We start from the raw sequence: 18,890 nt of genomic DNA on the forward strand, positions 1-18,890 counted from the left end.
CCGTCACCGCCGAGGAAGGCCTCTGGATCCGAACCGGATGGGCAGGACGGAGCTGACACGCCCGAGCCATCCACACGTTCTTGCCTATAAGCCCCTGCCCCGCGTAGACGCGAGGGACGACGGGCGAAACGCGGAGCGCGATCTCCTCGCCGATCGTGTCGATCAGCTCCGCGAGGTCGGTCGCGCTCGCCAGTGCGTCGCGGCCGAAGACGGGGACCGTCTCGCCGACGACCGCGTCCCACGGCGCGACGGTGAGGGAGGTGAGACCGATCGCCTCGACCCGGCGAGGACCGGCGGTCGTCGCGACGTCGAAGCGGCCCGACAGGGCGCTCGGCAGACCGTGCAGGCTCCCGACATCGAGGCGCACGTGCTCCGGATCCACCGCGGTGACGGTCGCGACGAGCGTGGAGATCGGCTCGATCCCGAGCTCGGTCTCCCCCGGCCCGCCCGCCGGTCGGATGCCGTACGAGAACGCGCCGACGCGCACCAGGTCTTCGCGGAACTCGCCACGGGCGAAGCCCGCCGCACTGGCGGCCAGGTGCGAGAAGCGAGGCTCCAAGCCGGCGGTGCGGGCCGCCTCCCGCGCGGAGAGGAACAGCGCGCGGGCATCGTCGTCATCGGCATCCGAGGCTTCGGAGATATGCGACCAGATGCCCTCGAACCGGGCTCGCTCCGCGGCCACGAGGGCGGACGTCTGGACGAGAGCCGCGCCCCACGCCTCCGGACGGATGCCGTTGCGGTGGAGCCCCGTGTCGATCTTGAGGTGCACGCGGGCGACGCCTCGGGTGTCGAGAGCGGCCAGGTCGTCGAGGAGCGCCTGGTCTCCGATACCCAGGTCGAGGTCGGCCGCGATCCCCGCGGCCAGGTCATCGGCCCCGCCGATGAGCCACACGAAGATGCGCGCATCCGGTCCCGTCGCCGCCCGGACCGCCGCGCCGGTGATGACGTCGAAGGCTCCGAACCAGCGCACGCCCTCGTTCCAGGCGCGACGGACGAGCACGTCGAGCCCGTGCGCGTACGCGTCGTCCTTCACGACGAACATGTGCTGCGCCGGGGCCACCGCCTCGCGCACGCGACGCAGGTTTCGGGTGAAGGCGTCGAGGTCGACGCGGTACTCGGCGCTCACGCGGCGACTCGCCGTTCGGCGCGGACACCCACGGCGGCGACGATCTCGGCCGCGGTCCAGCCCGTGGCATCCGTCCATTCCTCGAGGGAAGGCTGGCCGATCGCGGGGTCGCCGAAGAACACGACCTCCGCTCCGCGAGCGATCGTCGTCTCGCCGATGTCGATGACCGAGACGTCCATGGCCACGCGACCGACGATGCGGTGCCGCCGTCCGTCGATCGACACGGTCACGGCGTTGCCGAGAGAGCGAACGACTCCCTGCGCGTATCCCCCGGTGACCAACGCGACCGTCGTGTCTCGCGGGGCGCGGTGCGTATACCCGTACGACACGCCCTCGCCGCGGAGGAGGGGCTTCGTGCCCAGCGCCCGGCCGCGGAGCGACATCACGGGCCGCGCGTGCGTTCCGGGCAGGCCGAACAGGGTCGGGGCGTCGAGGGCCGTGGCATCCATCCCTTGTCCGGCGAGAACGGATGCCACCCACTCGGCACCGTGACCCCACGCGTCGGCGGCGAGAACGTCGTCGTCGCCACCCACGGCCAGGGGTGCGTTGTGGCGCAACGCAGCCTCGGAGACCCACGCGATCGGAGCGACTCCCCCGGCGGCGGACGCGCGAGCAGGGAGCGTGGAGGTCACACATCTAGACTAACGGGGTCCGTGATCCCCGACCCCGGAGCGTGCATGCCTAAGCAGGGCTTCTCCCCCGTCACCCGTCTGCGCTACCTCGCCGGACGCGCCCGCCGTATCGACGTCGGGTCGGTGGTCGAGCGAGCGAAGGAAGCGTCCGAGCAGCACGGCAAGTCCCTGCCGCTGGTGGTCGCCGACATGCTCTACCAGGCGGGAGTGAAGAACGTCGGGTTCCAGGACTACATCGACTACGACTTCGCGATCCTCACCCCCGCGGAACGCGCGACGTACATGACGCACCCGGTGTCGAATCAGATCTCGCAGAAGTACGACCACCCGGACTACCGCGGGATCTTCCAGGACAAGGTGGAGTTCGACCGCCGGTTCAGCGATTTCCTGCGCCGTGAGTGGATGGTCGTGGATGCCGACAACGCCGACGACCTGCGCGCCTTCACCGAGCGCCTGGGCACCATCGTGACGAAGGAGCCGGTCGGTCAGGCCGGCACCGGCGTGCACCGGTACCACGCGGCCGAGGTCGAGGACTGGGACGCGTTCCACCGCGGTCTGCTGGAGCGCGGCGAGATCCTGGTCGAAGAGGTCATCCGCCAGCACGACGACCTCGCGGCCGTCTGCCCCGGCACCGTCAACACCACCCGCGTCACGGCGTTCTTCGACGGGTCGACCACGCACATCCTGGCGATGGCGCAGAAGTTCGGCCGCGGCGCGGTCAGCGACCAGATGACCTTCGGCGGCTTCTACACGATGCTCGACGAGAACGGCCACGCCCTCGGGGCCGGCTACGACTCGCACGGGCACGTGCACGAGCTGCACCCCGACTCGGGCGTGCGCATCGCCGACTTCCAGCTGCCGATGATCGACGAGGTCAGGGCATTCGTCGACCAGGTCGCCCGCGTCGTGCCGCAGGTGCAGTACGTCGGGTGGGACATCGTCGTCGGCCCCGACGGGCCCGTGCTCGTCGAGGGCAACTGGGGTGCGGGCGTGTACGAGAACAAGCCGAGCGTCACCGGTATCCGCACGGGTCACAAGCCGCGTTATCGGGCCGCGATCGGTTTCTGACACCGGATGCCGCGGGGCCCGCTCCCGCGACGGGGGTGGGCCTCGCGGGGCCGTTGCCGCACAACTGCGGCAAGTCGCCGCGCGCGTGACTACCTCGAGCCCCCGCTCATTTGCCGCAGAAGGGCGCCCATGGTGGCCGTTGCCGCATATGTGCGGCAAGTCACCGGGCGCGTGACTACATCGAGCCGCTCGTTCGCCGCAGATGGGCGGTCGGAGGGGTCGTTGCCGCACAACTGCGGCAAACCATTCCCGCGATGGGCGTGGACGGTGGGGATGTGGCATCCGGAAACGCGAAAGGCCCGCCCCGAGAACGGGGCGGGCCTTCGACGGGCTGAGTCAGCTGGGACGGACGATGCCGAGCGGCGTGGACTCGTGTCCCTGCCCGAGCGGGTTGTCCTTCAGGATCGCGACGAGACGCTTCTCGCCGGCCTTGTCGAGCGTCGACCCCAGGATGTTGCCGCCGAGGTCGTTGATGTCGACGACGGCGACATCGAGGTCGATGCCGAGCAGCGACTTCAGACGCGCGGCGACCTCACGGGGGCGCTCCGGTCCGAGAACCACGGCCTGGTTGTAGGGCGGGATCGTGCCCTTGGTGGGGCCGTCGATCGCGCGCGCCTTGTCGCCGGCGATGCGGTAGAAGTCGCCCTTGCGTCCGAACGCCTTCGTCACGGCCGAGACGGCCGCGGCGAACAGGATGCGAGGCGTGCCGCATTCGCGCAGCGCCATCTCCATCGTCTCGGGCATGCCGAGACCGATGCCGTAAGGCGTGCGCGTGACGTACTTCGAGAGGAAGAGCGCGAGCTTGCGGGGCTTGATCGAGTCGAGCTTGAAGGAGCGCCCCTGCGTGATCGCGACGATCTTCTCGGTGACGAACAGCAGGTCGCCCGGCTGCACGGCGTCCTTCGCATACTCGAGGATGAACGCGTCGAGATCGTCGCCCGGCATGACGACCCGCGTGCGGATCGGGATGCGCGCGTACGACGTGCCGTCGACGGTGCGGGTGAGCGCCTTGCCGGCGTTGGCCTCGCCGCTCATTCGAGGTAGTCCCGGAGCGACTGCGAACGCGACGGGTGACGAAGCTTCGCCATCGTCTTCGACTCGATCTGACGGATGCGCTCGCGCGTGACGCCGAACGTGTCGCCGATCTGGTCGAGGGTCTTGGGCTGTCCGTCGCCGAGGCCGAAGCGCATGCGGATCACGCCCGCCTCGCGCTCGCTGAGCGAGTCGAGGAGCGACTCGAGCTGACGCTGCAGCATCGTGAAGCCCACCGCGTCGGCGGGGACGACCGCCTCGGTGTCCTCGATGAGGTCACCGAACTCGCTGTCACCGTCTTCGCCGAGGGGCGTGTGCAGCGAGATGGGTTCGCGGCCGTACTTCTGCACCTCGATGACCTTCTCGGGGGTCATGTCGAGTTCGCGGCTCAGCTCTTCGGGCGTCGGTTCGCGACCGAGGTCCTGCAGCATCTGGCGCTGGACGCGAGCGAGCTTGTTGATGACCTCGACCATGTGCACGGGGATGCGGATGGTGCGGGCCTGGTCGGCCATCGCGCGCGTGATCGCCTGACGGATCCACCAGGTGGCGTAGGTCGAGAACTTGAAGCCCTTGGTGTAGTCGAACTTCTCGACCGCACGGATGAGGCCGAGGTTGCCCTCCTGGATGAGATCGAGGAACTGCATGCCGCGACCGGTGTAGCGCTTGGCGAGCGAGACGACCAGACGGAGGTTGGCGCCGAGCAGGTGGCTCTTCGCACGCTGACCGTCGCGGGCGACCCACTGCAGGTCGAGGCCCAGCTGGCTCGTCTTCTCGGCCGCCGACATGTTCGACAGCTTCTCTTCGGCGAACAGGCCCGCCTCGATACGCATCGCGAGCTCGACCTCTTCGGCCGCGTTCAGGAGCGGGACCTTGCCGATCTGCTTCAGGTAGTCCTTGACCGGGTCGGCCGTGGCGCCGGTGATCTGCGCCGAGTAGACGGGAACGTCGTCCTCGTCGCTCGACGAGATGACGATCGCGCCGGTCGGCAGGGCCTCGGCGGGCGCAGCCGGGGTCTCGTCGTCGTCGTCGCTGTCGTCGTCGGACTTCTTCGCCGCGGGCTTCGCCTCGTCGTCGTCGTCGGTGTCGTCGTCGGTGTCGAGTTCGACATCGACCTCTTCGTCGACCTCTTCTTCGTCTTCGAGGTCGTCGTCCTTCTTCGCCTTCGTCTTGGCCTTGGCCGGTGTGGCCTTGGCCTTGGCGGGGGCCTTCTTCGCCGGCGTCTTCGTCGACGTCGTCACGGCCTCCTCGGAAGTGTCGAGGTCGGTGTCCTTCGCACTCCGGGAGCGGGTCTTGGTGTTCGTGCCTGCCACGTTTCGCCTTTCACCGGGAACGTACGTTGCACGGCCGCCGGTCGTTCTCGGACACTAGTAAGACCCTTGTCAAGTCCGGAGCCGAGGAGCGGGGCTCCTGGACCGGATGACAACGGGTCAGGTTCTTCATTGTCTCACATCCTCGACGCGGGACTTGACGCGCACCGGGGATCTATGCGTAGTAACGCGGAGGAGCGTCCCCACATTCCGCGAGAAGCGCTCTCGGATGCGCGGACCGCGCGGAGCGGGATCAGCCGAGGGGTCCGCGCCGGTCGTCGTCGCTCGGACCGGACGCCAGGAAGCGCTCGAGTTCGGCCGCCAGCTCGTCGGCGCTGGGGAGATCACCCGTGTGAATGATCGGCGTCGCCTGGGTCGAACCGGCCATGTAGGAGTCGTAGCGTTCCTCGAGGCCCTGCAGCATGCGCGTGAGCTCGTCGCTCGCGGTGACCTGCTCGGTCACCTTCGTGAGGAAGTCGCGGTTCTCCTCGCGCAGCACTTCTCCGGAGAAGACGAGTCCGGTGGCCACCGTGAGGCTGTCGAGGGCGGCGAGGGTGGCAGCGGGGTACTCGGTGTCGGCGAGATAGTGCGGAACCAGTAGCGCGAACCCGGCGACCTTGGCGCCGGCCTCCGCGAAGCGGTACTCGAGCAGGTGGCCGACTGTCGAGGGCACCTGCGTGTGAGGGCGCCAGACGGAGTGCGCTTCGGCGAGATCGGAGCGCGTGCCGCTGACCGTGGTGCCGATCGGCCGCGTGTGCGGAACGGGGAGCGGGATGGCGTGCACCCACGTCACGGACGACACCTGGAGTCCGGCGCTGAGCTCGAGGACGCTCTCGGCGAAGGCTTCCCAGAGGAAGTCCGGTTCGTATCCCGCCAAGAGGAGGAAGGGGCTGCCCAGGGAGTCGTGGGCGAGCGACAGCTCGAGCCGCGGCGGCCGGTAGTCGCTGAGGTGGTCTTCGACGAATGTGATCAAGGGGCGCCGAGCGCGGTAGTCGAGCAGCGTGTCGTTGTCGAACGCGACGACGGCGTGGGGCTCCAGGTCGTTGCGGAAGTACTCGACGAGCCGGGTGACGGCCCCGCCGGCGTCGGTGAACCCCGTGAGCGCGATCACCAGGGGAAGCCCCGAGGGCACCGGCGGCGCGGAGGGTGCGCGATCGTACAGCGGTGCGGAATACGGCATGCCCCCCAGCTTACGAGCCGGGTCGGACGTCGGGGTCCGGAGCGTCCCGCTGCTAGCGAACACACGCGAACCTAGGATGGACGACATGCCCTTTCCTTCCGTGGCGCACACAAGCGCCCCCCTGCGCGAGTCCGATGCCGATGCGATTCTTCTGGTGGTCGCCAAGCCTGTGGGCGAAGGTGCAGACCCCGCGGAGTGGAACGGACTCGGTGCCGCTCTGACGGCCGTCGGATTCACCGGAGCTCCCGGCTCGTTCCAGCGGGTGCATGTGCCCGGGGTCACCACGCCGCTCGCTGTCGTGGGTGCGGGGAGCGATCCGGATGCCGCCGCCCTCCGCGACGCGGCGGGTGCAGGGCTGCGCCAGCTCACGGGCTTCGAGCACGTCGCGGTTCAGGCGCTGGTGCCGTCCGCATGGCGGCCGCTGGCCGAAGGGGCGGCCCTCGGTGGCTACCGTTTCGCGGGATACAAGAAGGAGTCGCCGAAGACCCGCGCGCAGCGCGTCACGGTGTTCTCGTCCGACGCCCCAGCCGACGAGGACGTCGTCGCCGTGGCAGCCATCTCGGGCGCGGTCGCTCTCGTGAAGGATCTGGTCACCACGCCCGCCGAGTGGCTCGGTCCCGCCGATTTCGCCGACGCGGCGGTCGAGGCGGTCGCCGGTCTGCCCGTCGACGTCGAGGTGCTCGACGAGGAAGCGCTTCGCGACGGCGGGTACGGCGGCATCCTGGGTGTCGGTCAGGGCTCGGACCGCCCGCCTCGCCTCGTCCGCCTCGACTACTCCCCCACCGGGGCGCAGCGTCACGTCGCCCTCGTCGGCAAGGGCATCACGTTCGACACCGGCGGCCTGTCGCTGAAGCCCGCCGCCTCGATGGTCGGCATGAAGTACGACATGTGCGGTGCGGCGACGGTCCTCGCGGTGCTCAAGGCCGCCGCCGAGATGTCCCTGCCCGTTCGGGTGAGCGCGTGGCTGTGCATCGCCGACAACATGCCGTCGGGTCGGGCCACGCGTCCCGGTGACGTGCTCCGCACGCTCGACGGGACGACCGTGGAGGTGTTGAACACGGATGCCGAAGGTCGTCTCGTGCTCGCCGACGGCCTCGCTGCCGCGAGCCGTGAGCGGCCCGATCTGCTCGTCGACGTCGCCACGCTCACCGGCGCGATCACGATCGCGCTCGGAAACCGGCACACCGGCGTGATGGGCGAAGACGACGCTGTCGCCGAGTACCTCTCCGCCGCGTCGCGTGCCTCGGAGCTCGCCTGGCAGCTGCCGCTCCCGGCGCACATGGTCGACGACCTCGACTCGCCCATCGCGGACCTGCAGAACGCCAAGATCGGCGACCCGGCGGGAGGCTCGCTCTTCGCGGGGCTCTTCCTCCGCCACTTCGTCGGCCGGGTCTCGGACGAGGCCGACGCCCCCCGCATCCCGTGGGTGCACCTCGACATCGCGGGTGTGGGAATGAACAAGGGTGCTCCGTTCGGGTACACCGACAAGGGCGTCACGGCGGCGACGGTTCGTTCGCTGGTCGAGCTGCTGGCGAGCTCGCGATGACCGAGTACTCCGCCGACGTCGTCGTCCTCGGGGGTGGGAGCGGCGGGTACGCCGCTGCCCTTCGTCTCGCCGAGCTGGGCAAGGACGTGGTCCTCGTCGAGAAGGACAAGCTCGGGGGCACGTGCCTGCATCGGGGCTGCATCCCGACCAAGGCCCTTCTGCACGCGGCCGAGGTCGCGGATGCGGCACGCGATGCGGCGAACATCGGCGTGAACGCGAGTTTGACCGGCATCGACCCGGCCGGGGTGCGCGCTTACCGCGAGGGCATCGTGGCCAAGAAGTTCAAAGGGCTCGAGGGGCTCATCTCGGCGCGCGGCATTCGCGTCGTCCGCGGGGAGGGATCCCTCGAGACCGGACCGGCGGTGCGCGTCGGCGCCGACCTCTACCGGGGCGCCGATGTGATTCTGGCGACGGGGTCGTACAGCCGCAGCCTTCCCGGGCTCGAGATCGGGGGGCGCGTTCTCACCAGCGAGCAGGCTCTCGACCTCGACGTGGTCCCGCAGCGCGTCGTCGTTCTGGGCGGCGGCGTCATCGGCGTCGAGTTCGCGAGCGTCTGGCGCTCTTTCGGCGTCGACGTCACGATCGTCGAGGCACTCCCCCACCTCCTGCCCGCGGAGGATGTCGCATCCAGCAAGGCCCTCGAGCGCGCGTTCCGCAAGCGGGGCATCGAGTTCCGGCTCGGTCGGCGATTCGACTCGGCGCGACAGGACGAGCACGGCATCACCGTGGTCCTCGATGACGGGGCGGAGCTGTCGGCGGACTACGTCCTGGTGGCGGTCGGCCGGGGTCCGGCCACCGCCGGCCTCGGCTACGAGGAGGCCGGTGTCGTCCTCGACCGCGGTTTCGTGCAGACCGACGAACGTCTGCGCACCGCAGCCGCCCACGTCTGGGCGGTAGGCGACATCGTGCCCGGACTGCAACTGGCGCACCGGGGCTTCCAGCAGGGCATCTTCGTCGCGGAGGAGATTGCGGGCCTGTCTCCCGTGCTCGTCTCCGACTCCGACGTCCCTCGCGTCGCCTACTCGCACCCGGAGGTCGCGTCCGTCGGTCTCACCGAGGCCCAGGCACAGGATCGTTACGGATCCGAGGCCGTCCGCGCCTACGAGTACAACCTCGCCGGGAACGGCCGGAGTGAGATCATCGGAACGTCGGGGATCGTCAAGATCGTCCGGCGGGTCGACGGGCCGGTCGTCGGTGCGCATCTCGTGGGCGACCGCGTGGGCGAACTGATCACCGAGGCCCAGCTCGCGGTGGGCTGGGAGGCCCACCCGGAAGACATCGCGCCGTTCGTCCACGCGCACCCCACCCAGAGCGAGGCGCTCGGCGAAGCCTTCTTGGCTCTCGCCGGAAAGCCCCTGCACGCACTTTGACCACGAACCGGTCACTAAGCTAGATACCGCATCCGGTACGAAGGAGACATATCCATGAGCACTTCCGTCGTCCTCCCCGCTCTCGGCGAGAGCGTGACCGAGGGAACGGTCACCCGCTGGCTGAAGCAGGTCGGTGACACCGTCCAGGAGGACGAGGGTCTGCTGGAGATCTCGACCGACAAGGTCGACACCGAGATCCCCTCGCCCGTTTCGGGCGTGATCGAAGAGATCCTCGTGCAAGAAGACGAGACCGTCGAGGTCGGCGCCGTGCTGGCGAAGATCGGCGACGGGTCCGGCGCCGGTTCGTCGGACGCCGCGCCCGAGGCCGCGCCCGCCGCTCAGGAGGAGGCTGCCGCGCAGGAGGAAGCCCCCGCCGAGGAGGCTGCCCCCGCCGAGGCTCCGGCAGCAGCCGCACAGCCCTCCCCGGCGTCGTCCGGCGACGCGACGGACGTCAAGCTCCCCGAGCTCGGTGAGAGCGTCACCGAGGGCACCGTCACGCGCTGGCTGAAGGCCGTCGGCGACGATGTCGCCGTGGACGAGCCGCTGCTCGAGATCTCGACCGACAAGGTCGACACCGAGATCCCCTCGCCGGTCGCCGGAACCCTCCAGGAGATCGTCGTCCAGGAAGACGAGACGGTTGCCGTTGGCGCCACGCTCGCGCGCATCGGCAGCGGTGCTCCCGCTCCTGCCGAGGCTCCCGCGCCCGCCCCGGCCGCCGAGGAGAAGCCGGCCGAGCAGCCCGCTCCCGCCGTGGAAGAGAAGCCCGCTCCGCAGCCCGCCGCCGAGAAGCCCGCCGAGGCCCCGGCTCCGGCCGCGGAGAAGCCCGCCGAGCAGGCGCCCGCAGTCTCGTCCAACGATGACGTCACCTACGTCACCCCGCTCGTCCGGCGTCTCGCCCAGCAGCAGGGCGTCGACTTGACCACGGTCAAGGGGAGCGGAGTCGGTGGACGCATCCGCAAGGAAGACGTCCTGAAGGCGGCCGAGGCCGCGAAGTCGGCTCCGGCGGCGGCTCCCGCGGCTGCTGCTCCGTCTGCTCCTGCGCCTGTCGAGGTGTCGCCGCTTCGCGGCACGACGCAGAAGATGTCGCGTCTGCGCAAGGTCATCGCCGAACGCGCCGTCGCATCGATGCAGGCCACCGCGCAGCTCACGACCGTCGTCGAGGTCGACGTGACGAAGGTCGCGGCGCTCCGTGACCGCGTGAAGGGCGAGTTCCAGCAGAAGACGGGCGACAAGCTCTCGTTCCTGCCGTTCTTCGCCATCGCGGCGATCGAGGCCCTCAAGGCCTTCCCGATCATCAACTCGACGGTCGAGGGCGACGAGATCGTCTACCCCGCCCAGGAGAACGTCGCGATCGCCGTCGACACCGAGCGTGGTCTGCTGACGCCGGTCGTCAAGGACGCGGGTGAGAAGAACATCGCTCAGCTCGCGCGCGAGATCGCCGACCTGGCGGCTCGCACCCGTGACAACAAGCTGAAGCCCGACGAGCTCGCCGGCGGCACGTTCACGCTGACCAACACCGGTTCGCGCGGCGCGCTGTTCGACACGCCCATCGTCTTCCTGCCGCAGTCGGCGATCCTCGGCCTCGGTGCCGTGGTGAAGAAGCCGGGTGTCGTCTCGGTCGACGGCAAGGATGCGATCGCCGTGCGCTCGTACGTGTACCTGGCGCTCTCCTACGATCACCGCATCATCGACGGTGCGGACGCCGCTCGCTTCCTCGGCGCGGTGAAGGCACGCCTCGAGGCGGCTCAGTTCGAGGGAGACCTCGGGATCTGATCCCCGCTGCAACCGGCTCATGATGGCTGGTCCGTGCCCGATCTGACGGCGCGGACCAGCCATCGGTCTTTGTCGCGCACGAGCGTCACGTATTGTCGTCGATCGCCAGCGTCCAGACGGAAGACAGCGAGTCCCCCGAAGTCATCGACCAGGGTGATGTCCGCGACGGCCGGGTTCATCGGTGTCTCGTCGTCGCCGGCTGCTCGACCCTCTCTGAGCCGCTGCTCGCATCCCGGCTCTCCGGCGCATGCCGCATACAATTCGAGCAGTGCGCGCGCGGAGGCGACGATCTCCCCGTCCGCCGAGGTCTCCGACGGCGCCGGTGTGCGCGTCTGTACGTCGAGGAGGTGGGTCGTACCGCCGAGATCGAGAACCGTCGGATGACCGGACGGAGTCGGCGTCGCCGGAGGCGTGGCATCCGGAATCTCTTCGTCCGCCCACGTGGTGGCGGACGGGCCGGGATCGCCGGCGGGAATCGACGCAGGTGCGGAGGACGGAAGGAGCAATCCGAGCACGAGCGCGGTGGCGACCGCCACGGCGCCGAACGTGATCCAGCGGAGGTGGCGGACACGGCGCAGCTTCTCACGCACGTCGCGCACGGCTTCGGCGACCATGGTCGCCACGTCCGCATCGACGGTGGTGAGGAAGCCGGATGCCGAGGCCGCGGGAGCCCTAACGGGTCCGGTGTCGGCCGCGACGATCGGCGCGAGGGGGCCGAGGACCAGGGGAACAGGATCGGCCCACGCGAAGAGTCGTCGTTCCGCCTCCTCCCAGGCGCGGGGAGGGTCGGTCAACACGGTGTCCCGTGCACGCTCGACGAGGGGCCGTCCGTCGCGATCGGTCATGTCCGCAAGGCGCGCGAGAACGCGAGCCGTCTCGGCCAGGACGTCGTCGCCCTCGCCCTCTCCCTCATCCAGCAGTGTCGGACAGCCCCGGGCCGTCAGCGCCCAGAAGCCTCGATGGGAGCGGTCTTCCGCGCGATGGCATCCGCGCAGAACACCCACCGCGAGGGTCACGACCTCGCCGGGCGACAGCGGAAGACCGCTCCGTGAGCGGCGGTGGAGGTAGTCGTCGAGGCGTTCGACGACGGGAGGGGCGGCAGACGCGATCATCCGTCGATCGTGCGCTTTCCCGCGACCGCGCGCGGCATTCACGAGGGCAATCGTGGACAGAGCGGAGCATCGACCGGCTGGGGAGGAGAGGCGGCGTCACGCGCGAAGATAGAATCGTTCCTATGGCCGCTCGTACCACCACCCCTGAGAAGCGTCCGGGATTCTTCTCGCAGCTTCGCACGCTCTACACCTTCACGCAGAAGGAGTACCGCTGGCTCCCGTTCGCGCTGGCCGGCATCGTACTGGTGGGCGCCGCGCTCGGCGTGCTGATCGGGTTCCTCATCCCGCCGGTGGCCGTCTGGAGCGTGATCCTGTGGGGCTTCACGGGCCTGCTGGCCGGCATCCTGGGCGGAATGATCACGATGACGCGCCTGTCGACCCACGCGATGTACAAGAAGATCGACGGGATGCCGGGGGCCACCGGCCACGTCCTGTCGTCGTCGCTCGGCCGCAACTGGCAGGCGTCGGAAACGCCCATCGGCGTGAACCCCCGCACGCAGGAAGCGGTCTACCGTGCAATTGGCCGCGGCGGTGTCGTCCTCATCGGCGAGGGATCGCGCACGCGACTTTCCCGGCTCATGGGTGAAGAGCGAGCCCGCGTGCAGCGCGTCGCCACCGGCGTGCCCATCACGGTCATCTACGTCGGTCACGGCGAGGACGAGGTCGCCATCAAGGACCTCGCCTCGAGGATCAAGGCGCTGCCGAAGAAGGTCGACCGTGCCACCATGGCGGCCGTCATCAAGCGCGTTTCCTCCGTCTCGCAGGGCCTGGCCTCGCTGCCGATCCCGAAGGGCGTCGACCCGAACAAGATGCGGGCACCGCGCCCCCGTTGACCCACGAGGAAGGCCCCGCCGAGGCGGGGCCTTTCTGCTGTCAACTGCGGACGAGAACCGTTCCGACGGCCTTGTCGTGCAGACCTCTCTGGTCTGAGTCCCACACCACCGCGGGGATCACGAGCGCCAGAAGGATCGTGCGGACGATCGGGCGCCACACGCCCACCCATCCCCCGGATGCCAATTCGAGACGCATCCCCATGAGTCGGTGCCCCGGGCTTCCGCCGATCAACGGGATGAACAGAATCTGCACGGCGAAGAAGATGAGGTTCGTCGCGATGGGATTCGCAAACGGCACGCCGGTCACAGGATCGGGGCTCGAGAAGAAGGCGAAGCCGATGAGACCGGCGCTCGCGACGTCGATCAACAGGGCGGCGATGCGCCGTCCGGGCCGGGCGATGGAGCCGCGGCCCTCGCGGGGAAGGCCGAGCCGCTGGCCCGGATATTCGTTGTCGGTCGCAGCGGTCACGACCCCAGCGTAATCGGGTCCGCGTAACATCCCCGAAACATGCGAGATATGACCGAGACACCGGTTCTGGGTATGGTCGAGGAGGCGAGCCGCGGCCCGCCCATCCCGAATGTTCTACCTCTGGAGTCTTCATGTTCAAAGATTCGTCCGAGGTGCTGAAGTTCATCCAGGACGAGGACGTCAAGTTCCTCGACATCCGTTTCACGGACCTTCCTGGTGTGCAGCAGCACTTCAACATCCCCGCCTCGACCGTCGACGAGGAGTTCTTCACCGTCGGACAGCTGTTCGATGGCTCGTCGATCCGCGGGTTCGCGAACATCCACGAGTCGGACATGCAGCTCATCCCCGACGTGACGACGGCGTACCTCGACCCGTTCCGCGAGGCGAAGACGCTCGTCATGGTCTTCGACATCTACAACCCGCGCAACGGCGAGATCTACTCGAAGGACCCGCGTCAGGTCGCCAAGAAGGCTGAGAAGTACCTCGCCTCCACCGGCATCGCCGACACCGCCTTCTTCGCTCCCGAGGCCGAGTTCTACATCTTCGACGACGTCCGCTACGAAGTGAAGCAGAACGCGAGCTTCTACTCGGTCGACTCCGAGGAAGGCGCCTGGAACACGGGCCGCGTCGAAGAGGGCGGAAACCTCGCCAACAAGACGCCCTACAAGGGTGGCTACTTCCCGGTCTCTCCCGTCGACAAGCAGGCTGACCTGCGCGACGACATCAGCCTCAAGCTGATCGACGCGGGCCTCATCCTCGAGCGCGCCCACCACGAGGTCGGCACCGGCGGCCAGGCCGAGATCAACTACCGCTTCGACACCATGGTGCACGCGGCCGACGACATCCTGAAGTTCAAGTACATCGTCAAGAACACCGCTGAAGAGTGGGGCAAGGTCGCCACCTTCATGCCGAAGCCGCTCTTCGGCGACAACGGTTCGGGCATGCACACCCACCAGTCGCTGTGGAACGACGGCAAGCCGCTGTTCTACGACGAGACCGGCTACGGCGGCCTCTCCGACATCGCCCGCTGGTACATCGGCGGCATCCTGGCTCACGCCCCCGCCGTGCTCGCCTTCACCAACCCGACCCTCAACAGCTACCACCGCCTGGTGAAGGGCTTCGAGGCGCCGGTCAACCTGGTGTACTCGGCCGGTAACCGCTCGGCGGCGATCCGTATCCCGATCACGGGCACGAACCCGAAGGCCAAGCGCATCGAGTTCCGCGCCCCCGACGCCTCGGGTAACCCGTACCTCGCGTTCGCCGCTCAGCTGATGGCCGGCATCGACGGCATCAAGAACCGCATCGAGCCGCACGAGCCCGTCGACAAGGACCTCTACGAGCTCCCGGCCGAAGAGGCGAAGAACATCCCGCAGGTTCCGAACTCGCTGCTCGACTCGCTCGAGGCCCTCCGCGCCGACCACGAGTTCCTGCTCGCCGGTGGCGTCTTCACCGAGGAGCTCATCGAGACCTGGATCGAGTACAAGATCGAGAACGAGATCCAGCCGATCGCTCAGCGTCCGCACCCGTTCGAGTACGAACTGTACTTCGGGGTGTAGCCGCCAGCACCGAGATTCCGGGGCAGAACGGGACTCCGGTCCGCGTTTAGTCCGCAGAATCTGACGAAGAGCCCTTCGGGTCCGCACCCGGGGGGCTCTTTCGCGCGCTCAAAACGTCCGCCACGGCCGCGCGCGACGTGTCGTCCGTGTCCGGCCACAGGTGAGCGTAGGTCCGTAGCGTGATGACGGGCGAGGCGTGCCGCATCCGCGTCTGAACCACCTTGATGTCGAGGCCGGCGGCGATGAGCAGGCTTGCGAAATAGTGCCGGAGATCCTGGATTCGGAAGCCGTCCGGTAGGCCGTCGACCTTTGCCCTCGTCTCGGACCACACGTCGTTCAGGTGCCAGGCGGTGACCCCGCGACCGAAGACGCCGGGAACGATCTTCGACTCCCCCGCGTCGGCCTTGAGCATCGTCGCGAGTTCGGCGGGGATCGGGACTGTGCCGCTCGATGTCTCCGACTTCAGCTCGGCGCCGTCGTGCTGCACGCTCACGGTGATGGCCGGAGCATCCCAGTCGACGTCGTCGCGGGTGAGAGCGGCGATCTCGCCCGCGCGGAGGCCGGCGAAGGCTCCGAGGAGCACGAGGTTGCGGTAAGCGCGCGGGAGGGTGTCGTAGAGCGCCCAGACCTGGGCCGTGGTGGCGACGTACGGTCGCTGAGTCGGCGTGGGTGGGCTCGTGCGGCGAGAGACCGGCGAACGGGCGATCACGCCGTCATGCATCGCGTCCGTGAACACCTGGCCGAGGCGCCGGTGAATCGCGTACACGTACGATCGGGCGTACTTCTCGGACAGCTCCGCCATCCACGTCTTCACGTCGGATGGACGGATTGTGCGGAGCTGGCGCGTGCCGAACTTCGCCCGGATGAGCCTCAGGTGCACAGCGGCAGACTTCACCGTGCCCGACTTGTTGCCGGCGTACCCGGCCTCCCAGCGGTCGAGCCACTCCCCCATCGTCATCTTCGACGTCCGGGGATCGACCCACGTCCCCGCCTGCATCGCCGCTGTCGCCTCGTCGAGCCACGCCTGCGCCTCTCGCTTGAGCTTCGCGTGCTTCGCGTACTCTTTACCGTCCGGGCCGCGATAGCGTGCGCGCCAGGAGCCGTCAGGCCTCTGCTTGATCGACGCCATGTTCGCCACCATCCGACCCGCGAGTAGAGACGCGTCGCATGATGTCAGCGAGGTTCTTCATGCGGATCTCGCTCTCGGTCAATGAGTCGATGAAGTTCTCAAGCTGGCTCATGAGCAGATCCCGCGTCTCCGCGCGATGGCGCTCTTCGCGCTCGATCATTCTGGTGAGCTCGTCGAGACCATTGAACTCGAATTCCGAGTAGGCCATCAGGAAGACGGCGGCCGGCGGCATTCTGAACACGTACGAGAGAGCGAACATCTCGGCGACGCGGAGGGGGCGCTTATGGCCCTCAAGCTTCGCGATGGTCGACTGATGGAAGTCGAGGCCGTAGCGGTTGACCTCGTCGGCCAGATCTTTCTGGGACCAACCGCGCTCCTCGCGCATCATCCGGAACTTGTCGACCATCACGTACTCGGTGTGCAGGAGCATCTCGCGGTTGGACGGGAGTTCGTCGATCTGCTCTTGCATTAGGCGGATGTAGGACTCGTCGTCATTCGCGGGCATGACTTCACCATACGAGCCTGACTCAAAATCCCGCAAACGAATTGTGTTGAAACCTGAGGGGAATCGTGCTGTAATTCTCGAACGGGCTCATGGTGAGACCCAAGGAGGATGAGATGTCGCCAGAGAAGCTGCAGGTCCGGTACCTGTTCCTCGACGAGGTCGCTACCGAGTTGCGGCGAAGTGTCGCCGCTGTTCGGTGGCTCATCAACGACGGCCAACTCAAGGCCGGGAAGGTCGGCGGCCGTGTGGTCGTCAAGCCCGAGGATCTCGACGCCTTTGTTGAGTCGGGCTTCGAGGCGGCGAGCTGATGCGCGGGCACAAGGTCGTCACGGTCGAGCGTGGCGACGGCTATGCAGCTCGCTGCACGGTCGTGGTCGAGGGCGTCGAGACGCTGTGCGGGATCACTTTCGGCGGGTTCGCATCCCGCTCCGAGGCGCGAGCGGCTCTCGTGCACGAAGAAACCGCCGGAGCTGTTCGAGCAGCTACCGGCGGTCAGATGCCATAGGAGGCACCGAATTGAGTAACCCCATTAAAGCACAGAGCGAGGCGTCGCGCGAGTGGATCGCCACTCACGAGGCACTGGTGACCGCGGCGCGCCCGTCGTGGGCGGACGCCGAGCGCATCCACCTCGACTACAGCTACCGCGAGGTCGAGTCGGTCGTGTTCGTCCGCGAGGTCGGAGAAGTCACGATCGAACAGTGGTTCATCTACGCCGTGGGCGCCCTGACGGTGCTGGATGAGCCCCGCGTCTGCCTCACCGGGAATGACTCCGAAGATGTGAGCTTCACCCCGGAGCGGGCGGCGCGCGTCGCCGTCGGACTGATGGCTGCGGCCGTGGCGCTCGGGTCCGACGCGACGGTGAGCGAGCTCCGAACCGCGGCGGTCGACGCGGGGCTCTCGACCGGCGACGTTTACACCGCGATTGGCGGGAACCTCTGATGCCCGGGCTGCTGACGATCAGCGCGGAAGACACCCGGAACAAGGTGTACCTCTCCGAAAGCGTCGGAGGGTCGGACCTCATCCGGGTGCACTACCGCATTGCCCGCCTGTCGGGAGAGACGGGCTACACCCTCGCTCACTTCTCGAACGCGACCGACGCGGACCGCAAGAGGGCCGTGGAGAATGCCGCGCACTACGGCGACCTCGATCACCTCTTCGAGCGTCTCGACGCCGAGGGGGCACTGTTTCGCCGCCGCTTCCCCGGGGATCGTCGACGATGGCTGACGTACGGCATGTTCGGCAACTCCATCGACGATCCTCTCGTGCAGCTCGAGCTGGAAATGATGATCGACGCGGGCCAGAAGGTGGTCTCCTGATGGCCGCGCACGTCGGGCGGGCGAGCATGCTCCCGGAGGTCGCGCCGGCCCTGCGGCAGATGAGCGCAGCAGGGATGAGCGCGTCCGAAATCGCGACTCGTCTCGGGGTGACCCCTCGTACGGTCGGGCGGTGGCGGGCGGAGTTAGGAATCGTTCTTCGTCCCCGCAACCGACCGATCACAGAGGACGAGAAGGCTCGAGCCCTCGCGATGCTGCAGGACGGCGCGTCATACAAAGAGGTTGGGCGGACCATCGGTCGGTGCCGCCGACACCTCGCTCATGTCCTACCCGGCTACGGCTGGACCCAAGAGGAGAAGGGGCGCTTCGGCGCCCTGATCGCGAAGAGCAACCGAACCGAGAAGGCGATGGCGTGATGGCTCACCGCATCCACCGTGCCACCCCCAACCCGGGACCGTTCGCTCGCTCGATCGCAAAGACCTTGCAGGAGGCGCGGATACGCCGCGGGATCACGCAGACGGAGACGGTGCGTCGCCTCTCCTCAGAGCGATTGACTCTGCACCGCTCGACCCTCTCCCGGATCGAGCGTGCGACGGCAGACCTGCCGATGAGCGAGTACTTCGCGCTGTGCGTCATCTACCGAGTCGATCCCTTCGAAGTCACCGAACGAACACACGAGGCCAAGGAGAACGCATGACCACCATCACCATCCCCGAACCCGACCGCTTCGACGCCGAGTTCGCCGAGGAAGTCATCCACCTCTCACGCGACGTCGAAACCGGCGAACCCGCCACCATCTACGTCGACACGCTTGAGGATCCCCACCTGAGCCGCGGAAGCGCGCGAGCCATCGCACACCGCCTCCTGACGCTCGCCGAGGAATGGGACCGCATCGAGGCGCGCCCTCGCCTGCGCCGCCTCCCCGACGTCGACGAGCAGCTCCGCGATCGCGACGTTTAACCTCACCCGCCCTTCTTC

22 protein-coding genes are annotated in these 18,890 nt (G+C 68.2%); 13 read left to right on the top strand and 9 right to left on the bottom strand.

Going from position 1 to position 18,890, the window contains the following annotated elements:
• Together AB0O24_RS10255 and AB0O24_RS10260 are read right to left on the bottom strand one after the other, a co-directional pair.
• The coding region (locus AB0O24_RS10255) for an alanine racemase (RefSeq protein WP_363374614.1) at nucleotides 1–1,126 on the bottom strand (1,126 nt) is incomplete at its 3' end.
• Entirely contained in the window at nucleotides 1,123–1,758 is a 636-nt protein-coding gene (locus AB0O24_RS10260; protein ID WP_363374617.1) for an alanine racemase C-terminal domain-containing protein, read from the bottom strand. The genes AB0O24_RS10255 and AB0O24_RS10260, both read right to left, overlap by 4 nt.
• 45 nt (nucleotides 1,759–1,803) lie before the next feature.
• Between AB0O24_RS10260 and AB0O24_RS10265 the strand changes: the two genes are divergently transcribed.
• A complete protein-coding gene (locus tag AB0O24_RS10265) occupies nucleotides 1,804–2,826 on the top strand; it encodes a sugar-transfer associated ATP-grasp domain-containing protein (protein WP_275801178.1) in 1,023 nt (340 codons plus the stop codon).
• 336 nt (nucleotides 2,827–3,162) lie between these two features.
• Here the strand turns inward: AB0O24_RS10265 and AB0O24_RS10270 are convergent, their stop codons facing one another.
• The 3 genes from AB0O24_RS10270 to AB0O24_RS10280 form a co-directional block, all read right to left on the bottom strand.
• Entirely contained in the window at nucleotides 3,163–3,861 is a 699-nt protein-coding gene (locus tag AB0O24_RS10270) for a coenzyme F420-0:L-glutamate ligase (RefSeq protein ID WP_058614644.1), read from the bottom strand.
• The gene (locus AB0O24_RS10275; RefSeq protein ID WP_275797360.1) at nucleotides 3,858–5,168 is read right to left on the bottom strand and encodes an RNA polymerase sigma factor; all 1,311 of its coding nucleotides are present in this window, start codon (nucleotides 5,166–5,168) and stop codon (nucleotides 3,858–3,860) included. Before AB0O24_RS10275 ends, AB0O24_RS10270 begins: the two co-directional genes overlap by 4 nt.
• Nucleotides 5,169–5,418: 250 nt before the next feature.
• Nucleotides 5,419–6,345, bottom strand: coding sequence for a PAC2 family protein (locus AB0O24_RS10280; protein ID WP_058595653.1), 927 nt, complete (start codon nucleotides 6,343–6,345; stop codon nucleotides 5,419–5,421).
• Nucleotides 6,346–6,430: 85 nt separating this feature from the next.
• On the opposite strand from AB0O24_RS10280, the gene AB0O24_RS10285 reads away from it, so the two are divergent.
• From AB0O24_RS10285 to sucB, 3 genes are read left to right on the top strand one after another with little or no spacing between them, the layout of a single operon-like run.
• A complete protein-coding gene (locus tag AB0O24_RS10285; RefSeq protein WP_363374621.1) occupies nucleotides 6,431–7,891 on the top strand; it encodes a leucyl aminopeptidase in 1,461 nt (486 codons plus the stop codon).
• The gene (lpdA, locus tag AB0O24_RS10290; protein WP_363374623.1) at nucleotides 7,888–9,261 is read left to right on the top strand and encodes a dihydrolipoyl dehydrogenase; all 1,374 of its coding nucleotides are present in this window, start codon (nucleotides 7,888–7,890) and stop codon (nucleotides 9,259–9,261) included. Before AB0O24_RS10285 ends, lpdA begins: the two co-directional genes overlap by 4 nt.
• Before the next feature lie 54 nt (nucleotides 9,262–9,315).
• A complete protein-coding gene (gene sucB / locus AB0O24_RS10295; protein WP_363374626.1) occupies nucleotides 9,316–11,034 on the top strand; it encodes a 2-oxoglutarate dehydrogenase, E2 component, dihydrolipoamide succinyltransferase in 1,719 nt (572 codons plus the stop codon).
• 17 nt (nucleotides 11,035–11,051) lie between these two features.
• Here sucB and AB0O24_RS10300 read toward each other — a convergent pair whose 3' ends face one another.
• Complete coding sequence (locus AB0O24_RS10300; protein WP_363374629.1) at nucleotides 11,052–12,146, bottom strand: hypothetical protein; 1,095 nt, start codon at nucleotides 12,144–12,146, stop codon at nucleotides 11,052–11,054.
• Nucleotides 12,147–12,268: 122 nt separating this feature from the next.
• Between AB0O24_RS10300 and AB0O24_RS10305 the strand changes: the two genes are divergently transcribed.
• Nucleotides 12,269–12,979, top strand: a complete 711-nt coding sequence (locus AB0O24_RS10305; protein ID WP_275797350.1) for a DUF4191 domain-containing protein — start codon at nucleotides 12,269–12,271, stop codon at nucleotides 12,977–12,979.
• Between the two features lie 40 nt (nucleotides 12,980–13,019).
• Here AB0O24_RS10305 and AB0O24_RS10310 read toward each other — a convergent pair whose 3' ends face one another.
• Nucleotides 13,020–13,448 carry an RDD family protein gene (locus AB0O24_RS10310; protein WP_241493728.1) on the bottom strand — a complete coding sequence of 143 codons (429 nt, stop codon included), beginning with the start codon at nucleotides 13,446–13,448 and terminating at the stop codon, nucleotides 13,020–13,022.
• Nucleotides 13,449–13,579: 131 nt separating this feature from the next.
• Here AB0O24_RS10310 and glnA point away from each other — a divergent pair, with 131 nt between their 5' ends.
• A complete protein-coding gene (gene glnA / locus AB0O24_RS10315; RefSeq protein WP_058595647.1) occupies nucleotides 13,580–15,004 on the top strand; it encodes a type I glutamate--ammonia ligase in 1,425 nt (474 codons plus the stop codon).
• Between the two features lie 46 nt (nucleotides 15,005–15,050).
• Here the strand turns inward: glnA and AB0O24_RS10320 are convergent, their stop codons facing one another.
• Together AB0O24_RS10320 and AB0O24_RS10325 are read right to left on the bottom strand one after the other, a co-directional pair.
• On the bottom strand, nucleotides 15,051–16,133 hold the full coding sequence (locus AB0O24_RS10320) for a site-specific integrase (protein WP_363374633.1): 1,083 nt from the start codon (nucleotides 16,131–16,133) through the stop codon (nucleotides 15,051–15,053).
• Nucleotides 16,108–16,638: a helix-turn-helix transcriptional regulator gene (locus tag AB0O24_RS10325; protein WP_363374635.1), complete on the bottom strand. Its 531-nt coding sequence runs from the start codon at nucleotides 16,636–16,638 to the stop codon at nucleotides 16,108–16,110. The genes AB0O24_RS10320 and AB0O24_RS10325 overlap by 26 nt, the downstream gene beginning before the upstream one ends.
• A 113-nt stretch (nucleotides 16,639–16,751) precedes the next feature.
• Here AB0O24_RS10325 and AB0O24_RS10330 point away from each other — a divergent pair, with 113 nt between their 5' ends.
• The 7 genes from AB0O24_RS10330 to AB0O24_RS10360 are packed head-to-tail and all read left to right on the top strand — an operon-like array spanning nucleotide 16,752 to nucleotide 18,872.
• The gene (locus tag AB0O24_RS10330) at nucleotides 16,752–16,946 is read left to right on the top strand and encodes a helix-turn-helix domain-containing protein (RefSeq protein ID WP_363374638.1); all 195 of its coding nucleotides are present in this window, start codon (nucleotides 16,752–16,754) and stop codon (nucleotides 16,944–16,946) included.
• Nucleotides 16,946–17,143, top strand: coding sequence for a hypothetical protein (locus AB0O24_RS10335; protein ID WP_363374641.1), 198 nt, complete (start codon nucleotides 16,946–16,948; stop codon nucleotides 17,141–17,143). Before AB0O24_RS10330 ends, AB0O24_RS10335 begins: the two co-directional genes overlap by 1 nt.
• An 11-nt stretch (nucleotides 17,144–17,154) precedes the next feature.
• Nucleotides 17,155–17,577: a hypothetical protein gene (locus AB0O24_RS10340; protein ID WP_363374644.1), complete on the top strand. Its 423-nt coding sequence runs from the start codon at nucleotides 17,155–17,157 to the stop codon at nucleotides 17,575–17,577.
• Nucleotides 17,577–17,954: a hypothetical protein gene (locus tag AB0O24_RS10345; protein ID WP_363374645.1), complete on the top strand. Its 378-nt coding sequence runs from the start codon at nucleotides 17,577–17,579 to the stop codon at nucleotides 17,952–17,954. The genes AB0O24_RS10340 and AB0O24_RS10345 overlap by 1 nt, the downstream gene beginning before the upstream one ends.
• Before the next feature lie 59 nt (nucleotides 17,955–18,013).
• Nucleotides 18,014–18,328, top strand: coding sequence for a helix-turn-helix domain-containing protein (locus tag AB0O24_RS10350; RefSeq protein WP_363374867.1), 315 nt, complete (start codon nucleotides 18,014–18,016; stop codon nucleotides 18,326–18,328).
• Nucleotides 18,328–18,609: a helix-turn-helix transcriptional regulator gene (locus tag AB0O24_RS10355; protein WP_363374648.1), complete on the top strand. Its 282-nt coding sequence runs from the start codon at nucleotides 18,328–18,330 to the stop codon at nucleotides 18,607–18,609. Before AB0O24_RS10350 ends, AB0O24_RS10355 begins: the two co-directional genes overlap by 1 nt.
• Complete coding sequence (locus AB0O24_RS10360) at nucleotides 18,606–18,872, top strand: hypothetical protein (protein WP_363374651.1); 267 nt, start codon at nucleotides 18,606–18,608, stop codon at nucleotides 18,870–18,872. Before AB0O24_RS10355 ends, AB0O24_RS10360 begins: the two co-directional genes overlap by 4 nt.
• The last annotated feature ends 18 nt before the right edge of the window (nucleotides 18,873–18,890 follow it).

The sequence above is a fragment of the Microbacterium sp. NPDC086615 genome (genome assembly GCF_040686055.1).
GTDB lineage: Bacteria > Actinomycetota > Actinomycetes > Actinomycetales > Microbacteriaceae > Microbacterium.

Excerpts from the sequence above, each read along its gene's own strand:
- AB0O24_RS10265 (WP_275801178.1), top strand. The coding sequence starts at position 1,804 with ATGCCTAAGCAGGGCTTCTCCCCCGTCACCCGTCTGCGCTACCTCGCC.
- AB0O24_RS10270 (WP_058614644.1), bottom strand. The coding sequence starts at position 3,861 with ATGAGCGGCGAGGCCAACGCCGGCAAGGCGCTCACCCGCACCGTCGAC.
- AB0O24_RS10280 (WP_058595653.1), bottom strand. The coding sequence starts at position 6,345 with ATGCCGTATTCCGCACCGCTGTACGATCGCGCACCCTCCGCGCCGCCG.
- AB0O24_RS10285 (WP_363374621.1), top strand. The coding sequence starts at position 6,431 with ATGCCCTTTCCTTCCGTGGCGCACACAAGCGCCCCCCTGCGCGAGTCC.
- lpdA (WP_363374623.1), top strand. The coding sequence starts at position 7,888 with ATGACCGAGTACTCCGCCGACGTCGTCGTCCTCGGGGGTGGGAGCGGC.
- sucB (WP_363374626.1), top strand. The coding sequence starts at position 9,316 with ATGAGCACTTCCGTCGTCCTCCCCGCTCTCGGCGAGAGCGTGACCGAG.
- AB0O24_RS10300 (WP_363374629.1), bottom strand. The coding sequence starts at position 12,146 with ATGATCGCGTCTGCCGCCCCTCCCGTCGTCGAACGCCTCGACGACTAC.
- AB0O24_RS10305 (WP_275797350.1), top strand. The coding sequence starts at position 12,269 with ATGGCCGCTCGTACCACCACCCCTGAGAAGCGTCCGGGATTCTTCTCG.
- glnA (WP_058595647.1), top strand. The coding sequence starts at position 13,580 with ATGTTCAAAGATTCGTCCGAGGTGCTGAAGTTCATCCAGGACGAGGAC.
- AB0O24_RS10320 (WP_363374633.1), bottom strand. The coding sequence starts at position 16,133 with ATGGCGTCGATCAAGCAGAGGCCTGACGGCTCCTGGCGCGCACGCTAT.
- AB0O24_RS10325 (WP_363374635.1), bottom strand. The coding sequence starts at position 16,638 with ATGCCCGCGAATGACGACGAGTCCTACATCCGCCTAATGCAAGAGCAG.
- AB0O24_RS10330 (WP_363374638.1), top strand. The coding sequence starts at position 16,752 with ATGTCGCCAGAGAAGCTGCAGGTCCGGTACCTGTTCCTCGACGAGGTC.
- AB0O24_RS10335 (WP_363374641.1), top strand. The coding sequence starts at position 16,946 with ATGCGCGGGCACAAGGTCGTCACGGTCGAGCGTGGCGACGGCTATGCA.
- AB0O24_RS10345 (WP_363374645.1), top strand. The coding sequence starts at position 17,577 with ATGCCCGGGCTGCTGACGATCAGCGCGGAAGACACCCGGAACAAGGTG.
- AB0O24_RS10350 (WP_363374867.1), top strand. The coding sequence starts at position 18,014 with ATGAGCGCAGCAGGGATGAGCGCGTCCGAAATCGCGACTCGTCTCGGG.
- AB0O24_RS10355 (WP_363374648.1), top strand. The coding sequence starts at position 18,328 with ATGGCTCACCGCATCCACCGTGCCACCCCCAACCCGGGACCGTTCGCT.
- AB0O24_RS10360 (WP_363374651.1), top strand. The coding sequence starts at position 18,606 with ATGACCACCATCACCATCCCCGAACCCGACCGCTTCGACGCCGAGTTC.